At 52.0% G+C, this 17,246-nt stretch carries 15 protein-coding genes; 8 read left to right on the forward strand and 7 right to left on the reverse strand.

Features of this window, described 5'->3' with window-relative positions; genetic code table 11:
* Positions 1–12: 12 nt before the first annotated feature.
* The 5 genes from SK39_RS13060 to SK39_RS27865 form a co-directional block, all read right to left on the reverse strand.
* On the reverse strand, positions 13–774 hold the full coding sequence (locus tag SK39_RS13060; RefSeq protein ID WP_032937243.1) for a glutamine amidotransferase: 762 nt from the start codon (positions 772–774) through the stop codon (positions 13–15).
* Between the two features lie 15 nt (positions 775–789).
* Entirely contained in the window at positions 790–2,004 is a 1,215-nt protein-coding gene (locus SK39_RS13065; RefSeq protein ID WP_003023466.1) for a PfkB family carbohydrate kinase, read from the reverse strand.
* A 322-nt stretch (positions 2,005–2,326) separates the two neighbouring features.
* Positions 2,327–3,211 carry a hypothetical protein gene (locus SK39_RS13070; protein ID WP_032937247.1) on the reverse strand — a complete coding sequence of 295 codons (885 nt, stop codon included), beginning with the start codon at positions 3,209–3,211 and terminating at the stop codon, positions 2,327–2,329.
* A 46-nt stretch (positions 3,212–3,257) separates the two neighbouring features.
* Positions 3,258–3,746 carry an N-acetyltransferase gene (gene yhhY / locus SK39_RS13075; protein WP_003023469.1) on the reverse strand — a complete coding sequence of 163 codons (489 nt, stop codon included), beginning with the start codon at positions 3,744–3,746 and terminating at the stop codon, positions 3,258–3,260.
* 226 nt (positions 3,747–3,972) lie between these two features.
* Entirely contained in the window at positions 3,973–4,104 is a 132-nt protein-coding gene (locus tag SK39_RS27865) for a hypothetical protein (protein WP_009364666.1), read from the reverse strand.
* 58 nt (positions 4,105–4,162) lie between these two features.
* Between SK39_RS27865 and SK39_RS13080 the strand changes: the two genes are divergently transcribed.
* The 5 genes from SK39_RS13080 (at position 4,163) to gntU (ending at position 9,248) form a co-directional block, all read left to right on the forward strand.
* Positions 4,163–5,200, forward strand: a complete 1,038-nt coding sequence (locus SK39_RS13080) for an oxidoreductase (RefSeq protein WP_048217074.1) — start codon at positions 4,163–4,165, stop codon at positions 5,198–5,200.
* Between the two features lie 123 nt (positions 5,201–5,323).
* Positions 5,324–6,019 carry a quercetin 2,3-dioxygenase gene (gene yhhW / locus SK39_RS13085; RefSeq protein WP_048217075.1) on the forward strand — a complete coding sequence of 232 codons (696 nt, stop codon included), beginning with the start codon at positions 5,324–5,326 and terminating at the stop codon, positions 6,017–6,019.
* Positions 6,020–6,240: 221 nt separating this feature from the next.
* On the forward strand, positions 6,241–7,236 hold the full coding sequence (gntR, locus tag SK39_RS13090; protein WP_003023473.1) for a gluconate operon transcriptional repressor GntR: 996 nt from the start codon (positions 6,241–6,243) through the stop codon (positions 7,234–7,236).
* A gap of 141 nt (positions 7,237–7,377) precedes the next feature.
* Complete coding sequence (gntK, locus tag SK39_RS13095) at positions 7,378–7,908, forward strand: gluconokinase (protein WP_003023475.1); 531 nt, start codon at positions 7,378–7,380, stop codon at positions 7,906–7,908.
* Complete coding sequence (gntU, locus tag SK39_RS13100) at positions 7,908–9,248, forward strand: gluconate transporter (RefSeq protein WP_003023477.1); 1,341 nt, start codon at positions 7,908–7,910, stop codon at positions 9,246–9,248. Before gntK ends, gntU begins: the two co-directional genes overlap by 1 nt.
* Positions 9,249–9,343: 95 nt before the next feature.
* On the opposite strand, the gene SK39_RS13105 is transcribed toward gntU, so the two are convergent.
* On the reverse strand, positions 9,344–9,790 hold the full coding sequence (locus SK39_RS13105) for a lipoate--protein ligase family protein (RefSeq protein ID WP_003846194.1): 447 nt from the start codon (positions 9,788–9,790) through the stop codon (positions 9,344–9,346).
* A 1,129-nt stretch (positions 9,791–10,919) separates the two neighbouring features.
* A complete protein-coding gene (gene yhgN, locus SK39_RS13110; RefSeq protein WP_003023480.1) occupies positions 10,920–11,513 on the reverse strand; it encodes an NAAT family transporter YhgN in 594 nt (197 codons plus the stop codon).
* 191 nt (positions 11,514–11,704) lie between these two features.
* Here yhgN and asd point away from each other — a divergent pair, with 191 nt between their 5' ends.
* The 3 genes from asd (at position 11,705) to glgX (ending at position 17,244) form a co-directional block, all read left to right on the forward strand.
* On the forward strand, positions 11,705–12,811 hold the full coding sequence (gene asd, locus SK39_RS13115) for an aspartate-semialdehyde dehydrogenase (RefSeq protein WP_003837862.1): 1,107 nt from the start codon (positions 11,705–11,707) through the stop codon (positions 12,809–12,811).
* Positions 12,812–13,084: 273 nt separating this feature from the next.
* On the forward strand, positions 13,085–15,271 hold the full coding sequence (gene glgB, locus SK39_RS13120; protein ID WP_048217076.1) for a 1,4-alpha-glucan branching enzyme: 2,187 nt from the start codon (positions 13,085–13,087) through the stop codon (positions 15,269–15,271).
* Positions 15,268–17,244 (forward strand): glycogen debranching protein GlgX, encoded by a 1,977-nt coding sequence (gene glgX, locus SK39_RS13125; protein ID WP_048217077.1) that lies wholly within the window; start codon positions 15,268–15,270, stop codon positions 17,242–17,244. Before glgB ends, glgX begins: the two co-directional genes overlap by 4 nt.
* Positions 17,245–17,246 lie beyond the last annotated feature (2 nt).

Here is a 17,246-nt window from a genome sequence, read left to right on the forward strand (position 1 = left end):
CTCCATTGTTTTTTATTTTCTGGCGATGAATTGAAGCGTGTTAACCCACAGGTCGGTATAAAACGGCCAGGACATAAATTGCTGTGTTCCCCAGTGCGGCGAACAGTCGCTCATGAAGCAGGCGGTTTTACCCTGTTGGTATTCACCGAACACTAACAGTGGGTCATTATTTATTGTTAAAACAACATCGGCATCTTCTCTGGCGACAACCTGGTTATATCCAAGAAATACCGGGTAGTCGGAGAATCCGTTAACGACAGGATGTTCAGGGGAAATAGCCTCAGCGTAGATACCCTCTGGTTTTTCTACCCGGTCATCGCCGTCAAACATAATAACTGGTAAAACCTCGGCAAGAATGGTGTTCTTGTAATTAGCTTTTGCCTCAATACCCATAAATGACAGATAGCCGCCAATCATGAGCAGTCCACCACCATTTTTGACATACTCTTTAATTGATTCCAGGGCATTCGGCTTTATTTTTAGCTGATAGAACGTCTCGTTTTGCAGCAGGAACGTATTGCTGCCGATATCGCTAATGACAATGACATCGTAACGGTTTAGCTCATTAACGCTTTCTGGAAATGCGATTTGCACGGTGTGAGCGGGCATGTAATCAACTTCTACTCCACCTTTCTTTAAGCATTCCAGTAACCATGTGGCACCCTCTTCATATTTACTGGAGGTAAAACTGTCATAGCCTTTTGAATGGATCATGTGAATATGCCAGGATTCTCCAATAAAGAGCACCTTTAGTTTTTTCTGTGTATTATTCATAGTCTGCTCCTTCATTTAGTGAGTCGAGATAGTTTGTTTGTAATGCGAACCTTGAATGCGATGAAGAACGGATTCGTTTTCTGGCATGTCAGAGGCATTGGGTGTTTCAACAGCAAGCGAGGCGAATGCACTGGCGTAGCACAATGCAGATGCCAGTGATTTTCCTTTAGCAAGGCCAGATGCGAGTGCACCATTGAAGGCATCGCCCGCTCCTGCGGTATTTTTTACAACTGCCGGGAATGCCGGAGAATAGATGAATTGTGTTCCGTCATAAGCGAGGGAGCCTTTGCTCCCTAGGGTGATAATGGTATTTTTGACGCCTTTCTGATGAATAATCTTTGCCGCACTTTTTGCCGACTCAATATCATTGACGGACATATTTGCCAGCAGACCCGCTTCGGTTTCATTTGGCGTGATATAATCAATATTATCAATGATGGTATTGACCATTTCATTGTATGGTGCTGGGTTGATAATGACAGGGATATCATTTTTCTGTGCGAGACGAATGGTTTGGTGAAGCGCCTCGTAATTTGTCTCCAGTTGTACGAGAACAATATCTGAATGAACGATGGCTTCTTTTTGTATGGTGATTTCATCAGGGGAAATTGTCATGTTAGCACCGGGGTAGATAGCGATGACGTTATCCCCGGTATCTCCATTCACCATAATAGTAGCTGTACCTGTTTGTGTTTCTTTGGTCTGATAGATAACGCTTTTATGGATTTTTGATGAGTTTATAAAATTAATGGCGTAATCACTGAAATGGTCTGACCCTACTTTAGTAATAAAATGCACATCAGAATCGGCATAGCTTGCAGCTAATGCCTGATTGCATCCTTTACCTCCGGGCGAAAAAATAAATTTATCGGCAAGTAATGATTCGCCTGTCGAGGGGAGCCTCGGTAGGTAACTGATAATATCAACATTGAACGAGCCAATAACACATACATTATTCTTCATGGCAGAGAGACCTTTTTTTATTTTCTGCGCTGATTCATATTTTTCCAGCACATAAGCAATTTCGTTTTTTGCAACGTTATCAAGAGAGTCAAGGGTAATAAATGCACCACCATGACAGCGAGTGAGATATCCCTGTCCGGCAAGTTCATTGAGATCTGAGCGAATAGTTTCCTTTGTTACCTTGAGACTTTTCGCCAGATTTGAAACTTTTACAACTCCCGAAATACTGATTTCTTTCAATATTCTATGATGGCGTTCAAATTTCATTTTTTACCTCACCGTGGTTAAGTTAGTCCCAGGGGAAGTATATTGTTGTGATTGTCACCATAAAGTGATGGCAGAAACCAAAAAAAAACAAAAATGTAATATTAATATTATTAAAGTTAAGATAAATAGCGATGAAGATAGTAAGTAAAATAACCCTATGATTCAGGTGGTTGTTACGCCTGAATATGACGGCGGAGGCGATGGACTGCAATCAACAACTTTATGCCAGGATTGGATGGCAATTCCGCTTTTGGATGTAACGACGGGGAAATTAAGGATAATGACCTACAGCCTTCTGAACGTTGCAGGTCTTATTCGTCCGTTAAGGAACATACTGTTGCAGTGATTCAGACCAGTGAAATATTTGGCTGCTTTTATCCTGCAGGTTCACGACCTCTAAATCATAAAATCCCTGCGTCTTTGCCGACCGCAATTTCAGGATGTACTTACTCTCGCTGATGTCGTGCTGCCTTGTGCCGTCTTTATTCCAGTCTCCGGCGATATCCGAATAGTAATAAACAAGGTCAGAAAACACGTTGATTATCTTGCTGTCTTTGATGGTGTAGAGTTCCAGCACTTCATAAAACGCTCCGCCGCCGGAGTAGGCATCGGAGTAGCCACCGCGCACTCCGAACGCCAGAGTATCGGGAGCGATCCGGTACGGTGCCAGATCCAATTTTGTATAATAAGCCAGCGGTCTGACGGACTCATCATCGCTCTCTTTCTCGGCAGCTTTATTCCACGCTGAGATCTGGTTTAATGGTTTTTCCGAGCGGGCAATCGGCTGCAGCTGTTGGTTCTGCCAGGAGAAAACGCCGAGATATAATTTATTGGCGCGTCCGTTGTTGTAGTTTTCCGGACAGGTGTTATCCGCATACTTTTTTGCCTGCCCGGCATCGGCCTGATTGTCAGCAAAACAGGCAATGCCAATATATTTACCCTCTTTTCCCCAGGCTTTGGCGCCGGTGAGGATCAGATTATTAGGATTTTCGTTCGGCGCAACCCAGCCAATCCACTGGTTCTCTGATAATCCCTGTGGAAGTTCACCAAATCCTTTCGCAGGTGTTGCCCCTGCCATTTGCTCAGCAAAAATCTGTTTACCTTCAGTATGTTGAATAACGCCGGGTACGGCATCGAGATTTTGTACGGTAGTGGCAAAAGCTGGGGAGAGCGAGGCCAGTAAAACCAGGGGAACAAACTTTTTCACTATTGCGTCCTTTCAATAAGCAGGGCGATAAGACTCGCCCTTAAATTTATTTCACGCGTGCCATAAAATATGCATCCACGTACTCGCCGTTGCGCAGGCCGTATTTCTTACCTGTCCCTTCGATCTCAAAGCCATGCTTTTTATAGACCGCAACCGCAGGTTCGTTATCCACAAACACTGTTAACTCGATACGGTCGACGCGCAGCCAGTTGTCGCACATGTCGATCATCGTACGGAGAAGCGCGCTGGCAACACCGCGATTCTGCCAGCGGGCATCAACGCAGATACCAAAATCGGCCACGTGGCTGCGGCGCGGGCGCTGCGCGACCTCAATACAGAGATGTCCGACGACGATATCGTCAATGCACGCGACCAGTTGTTTGATTCCGACCCGTTCGGTTAGTCGCTCTTGCCACATCTCCATGGAAGGATGAGGAACCTGTAGCGTGTTGTGATACACCTCTGGCTGGGCATGGATCTGACGAATTGCGTCGTAATCTTTCGGTTCAGCGTGGCGTATCACTATCTCACTCATTCCTTATCTCCTTCAGGGTTAATTGAGTCTTTACCCTCGCTGAGAAAGAAAATTCCGTCAACTGCATTTTTTTGCAAAAAGAAGTAGACAAGTGCGAATGAGAATGATTATTATTGCTCTGCGTTCAGGGGAACCCCTACGGAGAACCTGAAAGCACGACATTGCTCACATTGCTTCCAGTATTACTTTAGCCAGCTTTTGCTGGCTTTTTTTTTGGGGTTTTGTTTCAGCCTGGCTTACTTGTCATTTTGTCCCCGGGATGATGCCGGATGGCGCTTGCGCTTATCCGGCCTACGGCTGAGACCTGGGTTTTGTAGGCCGGATAAGGCAACGCCGCATCCGGCAAAGAATCCAACATTCAGTCTCCAGCCGCTTTGCGCTATGGTGTAGACAATCACCTTCAAAAGGACTGTCTCATGACCTTACACTGCGCATTTATTGGTTTTGGTAAAAGTACCACTCGCTACCATTTGCCGTACGTCCTCAACCGCAAGAATAGCTGGCATGTCGCGCATATTTTCCGCCGTAACGCCAGGCCGGAAGAGCAGGCCCCGCAGTATTCACATATTCACTTCACCAGCGACCTCGACGAGATCTTAAACGATCCGCAGGTGAAGTTAGTGATCGTTTGTACCCATGCTGACAGCCATTTTGACTACGCCAAACGTGCGCTTGAGGCGGGTAAAAACGTGCTGGTTGAGAAACCGTTCACGCCGACGCTGGCAGAAGCAAAAGTGCTGTTCGAACTGGCGCAAAGCAAAGGGCTGACCGTTACGCCGTATCAGAATCGCCGTTTTGACTCCTGCTTTCTCACTGCTAAAAAAGCGATTGAGAGCGGCAAGCTCGGCGAAATTGTTGAGGTTGAAAGCCATTTCGATTACTACCGTCCCGAGGCGGAAACTAAGCCGGGACTGCCGCAGGACGGCGCATTTTATGGCCTGGGCGTACACACCATGGATCAGATTATCTCGCTGTTCGGACGCCCCGATCATGTGGCCTATGACATCCGCAGCCTGCGTAATAAAGCGAACCCGGACGATACCTTTGAAGCGCAGCTGTTTTACGGCGACCTGAAAGCCATTGTTAAAACCAGTCATCTGGTGAAAATCGACTATCCGAAGTTTATCGTCCATGGCACCAAAGGCTCGTTTGTGAAGTACGGCATCGACCAGCAGGAAACCAGTCTGAAGGCCAATATCATGCCGGGTGAGCCAGGTTTCGCTGCTGATGATTCCATCGGAATGCTGGAGTATGTCAACGATGACGGCATCACAGTAAAAGAAGAGGTGAAGCCGGAGGTGGGGGATTACGGTCGCGTCTATGATGCGCTGTACCAGACGCTGACCGCCGGTACGCCTAATTACGTCAAGGAATCTGAAGTTCTAACCATCCTGGAGATCCTCGAACGCGCCTTCGAACAGGCATCTCCGGCGACGATAACCCTCGCCAAATAGCCTGCGCAGACTCCTCTGGGTTTATTCATATTTTTTGAACAGAGGAGTCAATTTTCACCCTCTATGATCCCAGGCGGATTGAGTCCACACTTACTCCATCGAAAACATCTTGGGGTGAACACAATGATCTATTTACGCAAAGCTAACGACCGCGGTCATGCGAATCATGGCTGGCTCGATTCCTGGCATACCTTCTCTTTTGCCAACTACTATGACCCGAATTTTATGGGGTTCTCGGCACTGCGCGTGATTAACGATGACGTGATTGATGCAGGCCAGGGTTTTGGCACTCACCCCCATAAAGATATGGAAATCCTGACCTACGTGCTGGAAGGCGCGGTAGAACATCAGGACAGCATGGGGAACAAAGAGCAGGTTCCTGCCGGTGAGTTCCAGATTATGAGCGCCGGGACGGGGATCCGTCACTCGGAGTACAACCCGAGCAAGACTGAGAAGCTGCATCTGTATCAGATCTGGATCATGCCGCAGGAAAACGGCATTACGCCGCGCTATGAACAGCGCCGTTTCGATGCCGCTCAGGGTAAACAACTGGTGCTGTCGCCGGATGCCCGCGATGGCTCGCTGAAAGTGTACCAGGATATGGAGCTGTACCGTTGGGCGTTGCTCAAAGATGAGCAGTCGGTGCATCAGATTGCCGCTGAACGTCGCGTCTGGATCCAGGTCGTAAAAGGCAACGTCACCATTAACGGAACCAAAGCGACCACCAGCGATGGTCTGGCAATCTGGGATGAACAGGCAATTTCGATTCATGCCGACAGCGACAGCGAAGTGTTACTGTTTGATCTGCCGCCTGTCTAAAAATACACGGCATCATTCAAGCCGCATCTGTGTTGGCTTTCCTCGCTCACCCCGGTCGCGTACTTAATGTACGCTCCCGGGGATTTACTGCGTCGCCGCCTTGATGCAACTCGAATGATTTTGTGTATTTCTCACAATAAAAACTCCTTTTTTCTCTGCAAAGGTTCATGCACGTCCGTGGTAAACTGGGGGAATCTATCCCTTTTTAACGCTTCAGGACGATGAAAAAGAAAAGACCCGTACTTCAGGATGTAGCCGACCGCGTGGGCGTGACCAAAATGACGGTCAGTCGCTTTTTGCGTAACCCGGAGCAGGTCTCCGTGGCGCTGCGGGGCAAAATTGCCGCTGCACTTGATGAGCTGGGTTATATTCCCAATCGCGCTCCTGATATCCTTTCTAACGCCACCAGCCGCGCTATCGGCGTGTTGTTACCGTCTCTCACTAACCAGGTTTTTGCTGAAGTGTTACGCGGCATTGAGGCCGTCACCGACGCCCATGGTTATCAAACTATGCTCGCGCACTACGGCTATAAGCCCGAAATGGAACAAGAGCGCCTGGAATCGATGCTGTCGTGGAATATCGATGGCCTGATCCTCACCGAACGTAGCCATACGCCTCGTACGCTGAAAATGATTGAGGTCGCCGGTATCCCGGTGGTTGAGCTGATGGACAGCCAGTCCCCGTGTCTGGATATCGCCGTCGGTTTCGACAACTTCGAAGCCGCGCGCCAGATGACTGCCGCTATCATCGCCCGCGGGCACCGTCATGTTGCCTATCTTGGCGCACGTCTTGATGAACGTACTATCATCAAACAGAGGGGCTACGAGCAGGCAATGCGCGATGCCAACCTGGTGCCGTACAGCGTGATGGTGGAACAGTCTTCTTCCTACTCCTCCGGTATTGAACTCATCCGTCAGGCGCGGCGCGAATACCCGCAGCTCGACGGCATTTTCTGTACCAACGATGACCTGGCGGTAGGGGCGGCCTTCGAATGCCAGCGTTTAGGGCTAAAAATCCCGGATGACATGGCGATTGCCGGATTCCACGGTCACGACATCGGACAGGTGATGGAGCCGCGTCTGGCGAGCGTGCTCACGCCGCGTGAACGCATGGGCAGCATTGGTGCTGAACGCCTGCTGGCGCGCATCCGTGGTGAAGCAGTCACACCTAAAATGTTAGATTTAGGTTTCACCTTGTCACCGGGCGGATCTATTTAAGCCAACAAGTTTGAAGTAGCTCACACTTATACACTTCGAGCACGAATGGATATTGCTTCTCTATTTATCCGGCTGGACAATGTTACCGATAACAGTTACCCGTAACAATTTCCAGATTCTTGTACCAGTGGGGGCAACGCTTTGAGCACGACTAATCATGATCACCACGTTTACGTTCTGATGGGCGTATCGGGCAGCGGTAAATCTGCTGTCGCCAGCGAAGTGGCGCATCAACTGCAGGCCGCGTTTCTTGATGGCGATTTTCTCCATCCGCGCAGCAACATCATGAAAATGGCTTCCGGTGAGCCACTCAACGATGATGACCGTAAACCGTGGTTACAGGCGCTGAATGACGCCGCTTTTGCGATGCAGCGTACCAACAAGGTTTCGCTGATCGTCTGTTCCGCTCTGAAAAAAGTCTATCGCGACCAGCTACGCGACGGTAACCCGAACCTCTCTTTCATCTATCTGAAAGGGGATTTTGACGTTATCGAAAGCCGTCTAAAAGCGCGTAAAGGCCACTTCTTCAAAACGCAGATGCTGGTGACCCAGTTTGAAGCGCTGGAAGAACCAGGTGCGAATGAAAACGATGTACTGGTGGTCGATATCGATCAACCACTGGACGGTGTGGTCGCCAGCACCATTGAGGTTATTAACCAGGGCAGTAAGTAGTGAGTACATTAACGCTTGTTTTAACAGCAGTAGGGTCCGTTTTATTACTGCTGTTTTTAGTGATGAAGGCGCGTATGCACGCCTTCCTTGCTTTGATGGTGGTGTCTATTGGTGCAGGTCTTTTTTCCGGTATGCCGCTCGATAAAATCGCCGCGACTATGGAAAAAGGGATGGGAGGCACGCTCGGTTTCCTGGCGATTGTTGTGGCGTTGGGGGCGATGTTCGGCAAGATTTTGCATGAGACCGGCGCAGTTGATCAAATTGCCGTCAAAATGCTGAAATCCTTCGGCCACAGCCGCGCACATTACGCGATTGGCCTGGCCGGGCTTATCTGTGCGCTACCGCTGTTCTTTGAGGTGGCGATTGTGCTGCTGATCAGCGTGGCGTTCTCGATGGCGCGTCACACCGGTACCAACCTGGTTAAATTAGTCATTCCGTTGTTTGCAGGTGTAGCGGCGGCTGCGGCGTTTTTACTACCGGGGCCAGCGCCGATGTTGCTGGCTTCGCAGATGCACGCTGACTTTGGCTGGATGATCCTGATTGGCCTGTGTGCCGCGATTCCGGGCATGATTATCGCCGGGCCGCTGTGGGGTAATTTCATCAGCCGTTACGTTGAGTTGAACATTCCTGATGACATTACCGAGCCGCATCTGGGCGAAGGTAAAATGCCGTCCTTCGGCTTTAGCTTGTCGCTGATCCTGCTGCCGCTGGTATTGGTTGGTCTGAAAACCATCGCCGCGCGCTTTGTGCCGGTTGGTTCTTCAACTTACGAATGGTTTGAGTTTATCGGTCACCCGTTTACCGCGATTCTGGTTGCATGTCTGGTGGCGATTTACGGTCTGGCGATTCGCCAGGGTATGCCAAAAGACAAAGTGATGGAGATCTGCGGTCATGCGCTGCAACCGGCGGGGATTATCCTGCTGGTGATTGGTGCAGGTGGCGTGTTTAAACAAGTGCTGGTTGATTCCGGCGTCGGTCCGGCGCTGGGCGAAGCGTTAACCGGAATGGGTCTGCCGATTGCCATTACCTGCTTCGTGCTGGCGGCAGCGGTGCGTATCATTCAGGGTTCCGCGACTGTGGCCTGCTTAACGGCGGTCGGTCTGGTGATGCCGGTGATTGAACAGTTAAACTTCTCCGGCGCACAGATGGCGGCACTGTCTATTTGTATCGCAGGCGGCTCGATCGTGGTCAGCCACGTTAACGACGCCGGTTTCTGGTTGTTCGGTAAATTTACCGGCGCAACGGAAGCACAAACGTTGAAGACCTGGACGATGATGGAAACCATCCTCGGTACGGTCGGCGCGATTGTCGGTATGATTGCTTTCCAGCTGTTGAGCTGAGTCTTGTTGCCCGGTGGCGCTTGCGCTTACCGGGCCTGGAAACGAGCACACATCCGCATCGTAGGCCGGGTAAGCGCAAGCGCCACCCGGCTTTTTTACAGCACCATCACACCATCCTCTGTTTTCAACCAACGCGGCGCTTTCAGCGTGTCGGCGAAATACCCCACCAAATCCTGCAACAAATCACCCGCTACTCGCTCCATATCATCAGAAAGCGTTTTGCTCATCAGCAAATGTGTCAAAAGCTGGCAGTAACGCCCCATCTGGTCGGGCTCAGGCTCGAAAAGGGGAAAACGGGTCGGTAAGGTTTCTACCGTCAGGCTGGCCTGTAGATGCTGCGGTACAGGCTCCGTTAAGGTCGGTTGCAATAATGCGAGACAGGCCGACAAACGTGCACAAATCGCCAGTTTTTCAACCGGGTCATGGCATTCAACCAGTCCTTCGACAAAACGCTCGCAGTTATCCGCCAGTTCGGTGAAATCCGTGGCATGGCTAAAGGGCAGGGTAAATAAAGAGTGTGAAAAGAGAGGGGTAGTCGCCATAGGGCAGCCTCCAGTATGTTTTATTTAAACCACCACCGGAGAGGCTAATCTCGCGGGTGGCAGAATCGAGCGGAGTTAGCCTTACCGGTCATACTGGATACCGGCGCGTCTTGCGACGCCCCCGCTCGACCCGCCATTGAGACGAAATCGGTCGCACGACATAGAAGTATATGTCGCCAGTATGATTTTCAGAAGGCTAATTCTGACACCTGATTTTGCAGGTGCAGCGAGAAGATAAGGCTAATCCACGATGCTGACAAGAGGGCATTCCGGAAGGCGCCTCGCAGAAATGAAAATACGTTATATCAGCGACTTAAAAGCATAAGGAATACCTGAAATTACAGCGCAATACCGTTCAGTTAAGCATGTAGGGTGAACATGTGATTATTGCTCAGGTTTCCGTTCACCTCAGTGGTGTCATTTCTTTGAAGCGCTGATACCCGTGAACGTGCAAGGGAGGCTCACCGCCGCCTCCCTTGCAACCCAGGCTCCCGGCGGGAAAATCGTCGCTGCGCGAGTTATTCGTCTTATTCCGTCTGCCTGTCGGGTCGGGGCCGAGCCTGCGTCCCTGCAGGCCGTCCCCTCTGCCCGCATCCCTGCGGGCAGACCCGGTCAGCCGTCAACGCCTCATCGATTTTCAGCCGGACCGGTGTCATCGCTTCAACGCTCTGACTTCCAGTTAAATTTGTTTTGCTGTCCAAACCTGTTCAAATAAAAACGCAGATGGTCAGGTGTGGGCTGGTCCGGCTGAAAATTGCCGACGTGTTTCCGTAAGGCCGGGGGAGTCAGCATGGATGCTGGCTCAGGGCGCGTTTTACAGGGACGTTTCCTCGCGCCCGGCCCGGTAGCCTGGAGGAATAAGCGGAGGGTATTGCGCAGCAACAATTTTCCTGCCGGAGAGCCGGGATTGTTAAGGGGGCTGCGTAGCCCCCTTAACACGTTCACCGATGAAGAAACTCCAGAGAAGCAACGAACATAACGTGAACGGAACCGTTCTCTGAAATGCCATGTTCTTCCAGTTTCAACACCATTGCTCGGTGGCGCTATGCTTACCGGGCCTACAAATGAGCACACATCCACATCGTAGGCCGGGTAAGGCGAAGCCGCCACCCGGCGTGAAACGAGTACATCACCCCTTCATCCACATCCGTACGCCATCGAGGAACATCTGGGTGGCCATCATCACCAGAATCAGCCCCATCAGGCGCTCCAGCGCGTTCACCCCTTTTTCCCCCAGCAGACGCAAAAACAGCGACGACTGCAACAGAATCACAAACGTACCGCCCCAGGCGATCAGCAGCGCAATCACCAGATGCCCCATCTGGTTTGGGTATTGATGCGACAACAGCATTAATGAAGCCAGGATTGTCGGACCGGCTACCAGCGGGATCGCCAGCGGCACGATAAACGGCTCTTCACCCGCCGGAAGCCCGGTGCTATTCCCGGTGGCGCTGGGGAAAATCATCTTAATGGCGATCAGGAACAAAATGATGCCCCCGGAGATAGAAACGGTTTCCGCGCGCAGGTTAAGAAATGCCAGAATTTTCTCGCCCGCAAACAGGAATATCAGCATCACCAACAGCGCAATGAACAGCTCGCGAATCATAATCGCGCGGCGGCGTTTTGGTTCGGTATGTTTCAATACGGACATGAAAATGGGCAGATTTCCGAGTGGATCCATAATCAGGATCAATAAAACTGCCGCTGAAATGATTTCATTCATAACTCAAATTCCCTGATAATTACCACGGACTTTCTGCTTGCTTGCGCAGCGGGATAAGTCGCATTACTGATGGCTTCGCTATCATTGATTAATTTCACTTGCGACTTTGGCTGCATTTTGTATGGTGAAGGATATGCCACCAGGACACTGGCATACATACACAGCACACATCTCTGCAGGAAAAAAACGCTATGAAAAATGTTGGTTTTATCGGCTGGCGCGGTATGGTCGGCTCTGTTCTCATGCAACGCATGGTTGAGGAGCGTGACTTCGACGCCATTCGCCCTGTTTTCTTTTCTACTTCCCAGCTCGGGCAGGCGGCACCGACGTTCGGTGGAACCGCGACCGGCACGCTTCAGGACGCTTTTGATCTGGATGCGCTGAAGGCGCTCGATATCATCGTGACCTGTCAGGGCGGCGATTATACCAACGAAATCTATCCAAAGCTTCGTGAAAGCGGTTGGCAGGGTTACTGGATTGACGCGGCCTCTTCGCTGCGTATGAAAGACGACGCCATCATTATTCTCGATCCGGTTAACCAGGATGTCATCACCGATGGCCTGAATAAAGGTATTAAGACCTTTGTCGGCGGTAACTGCACCGTTAGCCTGATGCTGATGTCCCTTGGTGGCCTGTTTGCCAATGACCTGGTCGACTGGGTCTCCGTGGCGACCTATCAGGCGGCTTCCGGCGGCGGCGCGCGTCATATGCGCGAGCTGTTGTCTCAGATGGGCCATCTGTATGGCCATGTGGCCGAGGAGCTGGCGACCCCATCCTCTGCTATTCTCGACATCGAACGTAAAGTGACGACCCTGTCCCGTAGCGGTGAACTGCCGGTTGATAACTTTGGCGTACCGCTGGCCGGTAGCCTGATTCCGTGGATCGACAAACAGCTCGATAACGGTCAGAGCCGTGAAGAGTGGAAGGGACAGGCGGAAACCAACAAAATTCTCAACACGTCTTCCGTGATCCCGGTTGATGGTCTGTGCGTGCGCGTCGGCGCGCTGCGCTGCCACAGCCAGGCGTTCACCATCAAACTGAAAAAAGATGTGTCTATTCCGACCGTGGAAGAACTGCTGGCGGCGCACAACCCGTGGGCGAAAGTAGTACCAAACGATCGTGAAATCACAATGCGTGAGTTAACCCCGGCGGCCGTTACCGGCACGTTGACCACGCCAGTAGGTCGTCTGCGTAAGCTGAATATGGGACCGGAGTTCCTGTCAGCCTTTACCGTAGGTGACCAGCTGCTTTGGGGTGCTGCGGAGCCATTGCGCCGCATGTTACGTCAACTGGCGTAATGGTTTGTTAATGATCAAAGGGTGCTGAGTCACCCTTTTTTTTGCGTAATACAGGAGTAAGCGCAGATGTTTCATTTTTTACCAGGAGTAAGATAAAGCATTGGCTATTCTTTAAGGGTGACTTAGTACCGGAGGTATTAAGTTGTTGCCTGAAGGTGGGACGACGCAGAGAGGATGCACAATTGTGCTGCGCCGTTCAGGTCAAAAAAAGTGTCGCTACCTGATGTCGAAAATCAGTTGGAAGGGGTGACACCATAAAACAGGATGACAACCATGTCCGTTCGTATCGATAGAGACGTGATTAATGCGCTAATTGCAGGCCATTTTGCGGATCCTTTTTCCGTACTCGGTATGCACCAAACTGACGCTGGACTTGAAGTCCGCGCCCTATTACCTGACGCCACCGAAGTGTGGGTGATCGAACCCAAAACCGGACGCAAAGTCGGCAAGCTGGACTGCCTCGACTCTCGCGGTTTTTTCTGTGCAGTACTTCCCCGCCGTAAAAATTTCTTTCGCTATCAGTTGGCCGTTGTCTGGCATGGACAGCAGAATCTGATTGATGACCCTTATCGTTTTGGCCCGCTGATCCAGGATATGGATGCCTGGCTGCTATCTGAAGGTACGCACCTGCGACCTTACGAAACGCTGGGCGCGCATGCGGATACCATGGATGGCGTAACCGGCACGCGCTTCTCCGTCTGGGCGCCTAACGCGCAACGCGTGTCAGTGGTTGGGCAGTTCAACTACTGGGATGGCCGTCGCCACCCGATGCGCCTGCGCAAAGAAAGCGGTATCTGGGAGCTGTTTATCCCCGGTGCGCAGCATGGTCAGCTGTATAAATATGAGATGATCGATGCCAACGGTAAGCTGCGAATCAAAGCGGACCCTTACGCCTTTGAAGCGCAAATGCGCCCGGAAACCGCGTCGCTTATCTGTGGTCTGCCGGAAAAAGTGGTGCAAAGCGAGGAGCGTAAAAAAGCCAACCAGTTTGATGCGCCAATCTCTATCTATGAAGTGCACCTGGGGTCATGGCGTCGTCATACCGATAACAACTTCTGGCTGAGCTACCGCGAGCTGGCGGATCAGCTGGTGCCTTACGCCAAGTGGATGGGCTTTACCCACCTTGAACTGTTGCCGATTAACGAGCATCCGTTCGACGGTAGCTGGGGTTACCAACCTACCGGCATGTATGCGCCGACCCGTCGATTTGGTACGCGCGATGACTTCCGCTATTTTGTGAATGCCGCGCATCAGGCGGGGCTGAACGTCATTCTTGACTGGGTGCCGGGCCATTTCCCGTCGGACGACTTTGGTCTGGCAGAGTTTGATGGCACTAATCTGTATGAGCACAGCGACCCGCGAGAAGGGTATCACCAGGACTGGAACACGCTGATCTACAACTATGGCCGCCGTGAAGTCAGCAACTATCTGGTGGGCAACGCCCTGTACTGGATTGAGCGCTTTGGTATCGACGCGCTGCGCGTGGATGCCGTGGCATCGATGATTTATCGCGACTACAGCCGTAAAGAAGGGGAATGGGTCCCGAACGAATTTGGTGGTCGTGAAAACCTCGAAGCCATTGAGTTTTTACGCAATACCAACCGTATTCTTGGCGAACAGGTGCCTGGTGCGGTGAGCATGGCGGAAGAGTCCACTGACTTTGCCGGCGTTTCAAGACCGCAGGACATGGGCGGTTTAGGGTTCTGGTATAAGTGGAACCTCGGCTGGATGCACGACACGCTGGACTACATGAAACTGGATCCGGTTTATCGCCAACATCACCACGATAAGCTGACCTTCGGCATGCTGTACAACTACACCGAGAACTTTGTCCTGCCGTTGTCGCACGATGAAGTGGTGCACGGCAAGAAATCGATTCTCGACCGCATGCCGGGTGATGCGTGGCAGAAGTTTGCCAACCTGCGCGCCTACTACGGCTGGATGTGGGCCTTCCCCGGTAAGAAACTGCTGTTTATGGGCAACGAGTTTGCGCAGGGACGTGAATGGAACCATGATGCCAGCCTCGACTGGCACCTGCTGGAAGGCGGTGATAACTGGCATCACGGCGTACAGCGTCTGGTGCGTGATCTGAACCACACCTACCGTCATCACAAAGCGCTGCACGAGCTCGACTTTGACGCCTATGGCTTTGAGTGGCTGGTGGTGGATGACAAAGAACGTTCGGTGCTGGCTTTCGTGCGTCGTGACAAGGTCGGCAATGAAATCATCGTGGTCAGTAACTTTACGCCTGTGCCCCGCCACGGCTATCGCTTCGGTATCAATCAGTCGGGGAAATGGCGTGAGATCCTCAATACCGATTCGATGCATTACCACGGCAGCAATACTGGCAACGGCGGTGCGGTGCACAGTGATGAAATCGCCAGTCATGGTCGTCAGCATTCACTGAGCCTCACGTTGCCGCCGTTGGCAACGATCTGGCTGGTTCGGGAGGGGGAATGACGCAACTGGCAACCGGCAACGCCACCCCCCATGGTGCAACGTATGACGGCCATGGCGTTAATTTTACTCTCTTCTCAGCCCACGCTGAACGCGTTGAATTATGCGTATTTGACGAGGACGGTTGCGAACTCCGCTACGACCTGCCGGGGCGTAGCGGCGATGTCTGGCACGGCTATCTGGCCAACGCCCGGCCCGGTCTGCGCTATGGTTATCGCGTCCATGGCCCATGGCAACCGCAGCAGGGCCACCGGTTTAACCCAGCCAAGCTGCTGCTCGACCCTTGCGCCCGTCGGGTCGAGGGCGAGTTAAAAGATAACCCGCTGCTGCACGGCGGGCTAAATGAACCGGATCACCATGATAATGCCGCCATCGCGCTGAAGGGCGTGGTGGTGTCCGATCATTATGACTGGGAGGATGATGCCCCGCCGCGCACGCCGTGGGGCAATACCGTGATTTACGAAGCGCATGTCAAAGGGTTGACGTATTTGCATCCTGACCTGCCGGAAGAGATTCGCGGAACCTATAAAGCGCTGGGTCATCCGGTGATGATCGACTATTTCAAGCGTCTCGGCATTACCGCGCTGGAGCTGCTGCCGGTGGCGCATTTTGCCAGCGAACCGCGACTTCAGCGGCTGGGCCTGTCGAACTACTGGGGCTACAACCCGGTGGCCATGTTCGCGCTGCATCCGGCCTATGCCTGCTCGCCGGAGAGTGCGCTTGATGAGTTTCGCGACGCGGTAAAAGCGCTGCACAAAGCGGGGATTGAGGTCATTCTCGATATCGTTTTGAACCACAGCGCCGAGCTGGATCTCGAAGGGCCTGTCTTCTCGCTGCGCGGAATTGATAACCGTAGCTATTATTGGATCAGGGACGATGGTGATTACTACAACTGGACCGGTTGTGGGAACACCCTCAATTTGAGCCATCCTGGCGTTGTGGAATACGCATGTGAATGCCTGCGCTATTGGGTTGAAACCTGCCATGTAGATGGTTTTCGTTTTGATTTGGCTTCCGTCATGGGGCGTACACCTGCGTTTCGTCAGGATGCGCCGCTGTTTACCGCGATCCAAACCTGTCCGCTGCTCTCACGCGTGAAGCTGATTGCGGAACCGTGGGATATTGGTGAAGGCGGGTATCAGGTGGGGAATTTCCCCCCTCCGTTTGCCGAGTGGAATGACCATTTCCGCGATGCGACGCGACGCTTTTGGCTCCAGCGTAATCTCTCGTTGGGCGAGTTTGCCGGGCGTTTTGCCGCATCCAGCGATGTGTTTAAACGCCAGGGCCGCAAACCCAGCGCCACGGTCAATCTGGTGACTGCGCACGACGGTTTTACGCTACGCGACTGTGTGTGCTTCACAAATAAGCACAATGAAGCGAATGGTGAGGAAAATCGCGACGGCACTAGCAATAACTACAGCGACAATCATGGTAAAGAAGGATTAGGCGGCACGCTGGACCTGATTGAGCGGCGGCGCGACAGCATTCATGCGCTGTTAACTACGCTGTTGCTCTCCCAGGGGACGCCGATGTTGCTGGCGGGCGATGAGCATGGTCATAGCCAGCACGGCAACAATAACGCTTACTGTCAGGATAACGCCTTAACGTGGCTGGACTGGCAGCAGGCAAACAGTGGGCTAACCACATTTACCGCCGCGCTGATTCATCTGCGCCGGCAAATCCCTGCATTAACAGGGGATTGCTGGTGGGAAGAGGGCGATGGCAATGTTCGTTGGCTGAATAAGTACGCACAACCCTTAAGTGCGGATGAGTGGCAAAACGGCCCGAGGCAGATGCAAATCCAGCTTTCAGACCGTTTTCTGATTGCAATAAACGCCACGCTTGAGGTGACAGATATCGTTTTACCTGAAGGGGAATGGCATGCCATTCCCCCATTTGCCGGAGAGGATAATCCGGTGCTTACGGCTGTCTGGCAGGGACCTGCGCACGGACTGTGTGTGTTCCAGAGAAGATAAAA

The organism is Citrobacter sp. BIDMC107, from assembly GCF_001037575.1.
In the GTDB taxonomy this organism is placed as follows: Bacteria; Pseudomonadota; Gammaproteobacteria; order Enterobacterales; family Enterobacteriaceae; genus Citrobacter; species Citrobacter freundii.

Bases quoted from the DNA above. Each gene is read 5' to 3' on its own strand.
- SK39_RS13060 (WP_032937243.1), bottom strand. From the start codon at position 774: ATGAATAATACACAGAAAAAACTAAAGGTGCTCTTTATTGGAGAATCC.
- SK39_RS13065 (WP_003023466.1), bottom strand. From the start codon at position 2,004: ATGAAATTTGAACGCCATCATAGAATATTGAAAGAAATCAGTATTTCG.
- yhhY (WP_003023469.1), bottom strand. From the start codon at position 3,746: ATGAGTGAGATAGTGATACGCCACGCTGAACCGAAAGATTACGACGCA.
- SK39_RS27865 (WP_009364666.1), bottom strand. From the start codon at position 4,104: ATGTTGGATTCTTTGCCGGATGCGGCGTTGCCTTATCCGGCCTACAAA.
- SK39_RS13080 (WP_048217074.1), top strand. From the start codon at position 4,163: ATGACCTTACACTGCGCATTTATTGGTTTTGGTAAAAGTACCACTCGC.
- yhhW (WP_048217075.1), top strand. From the start codon at position 5,324: ATGATCTATTTACGCAAAGCTAACGACCGCGGTCATGCGAATCATGGC.
- gntR (WP_003023473.1), top strand. From the start codon at position 6,241: ATGAAAAAGAAAAGACCCGTACTTCAGGATGTAGCCGACCGCGTGGGC.
- SK39_RS13105 (WP_003846194.1), bottom strand. From the start codon at position 9,790: ATGGCGACTACCCCTCTCTTTTCACACTCTTTATTTACCCTGCCCTTT.
- yhgN (WP_003023480.1), bottom strand. From the start codon at position 11,513: ATGAATGAAATCATTTCAGCGGCAGTTTTATTGATCCTGATTATGGAT.
- asd (WP_003837862.1), top strand. From the start codon at position 11,705: ATGAAAAATGTTGGTTTTATCGGCTGGCGCGGTATGGTCGGCTCTGTT.
- glgB (WP_048217076.1), top strand. From the start codon at position 13,085: ATGTCCGTTCGTATCGATAGAGACGTGATTAATGCGCTAATTGCAGGC.
- glgX (WP_048217077.1), top strand. From the start codon at position 15,268: ATGACGCAACTGGCAACCGGCAACGCCACCCCCCATGGTGCAACGTAT.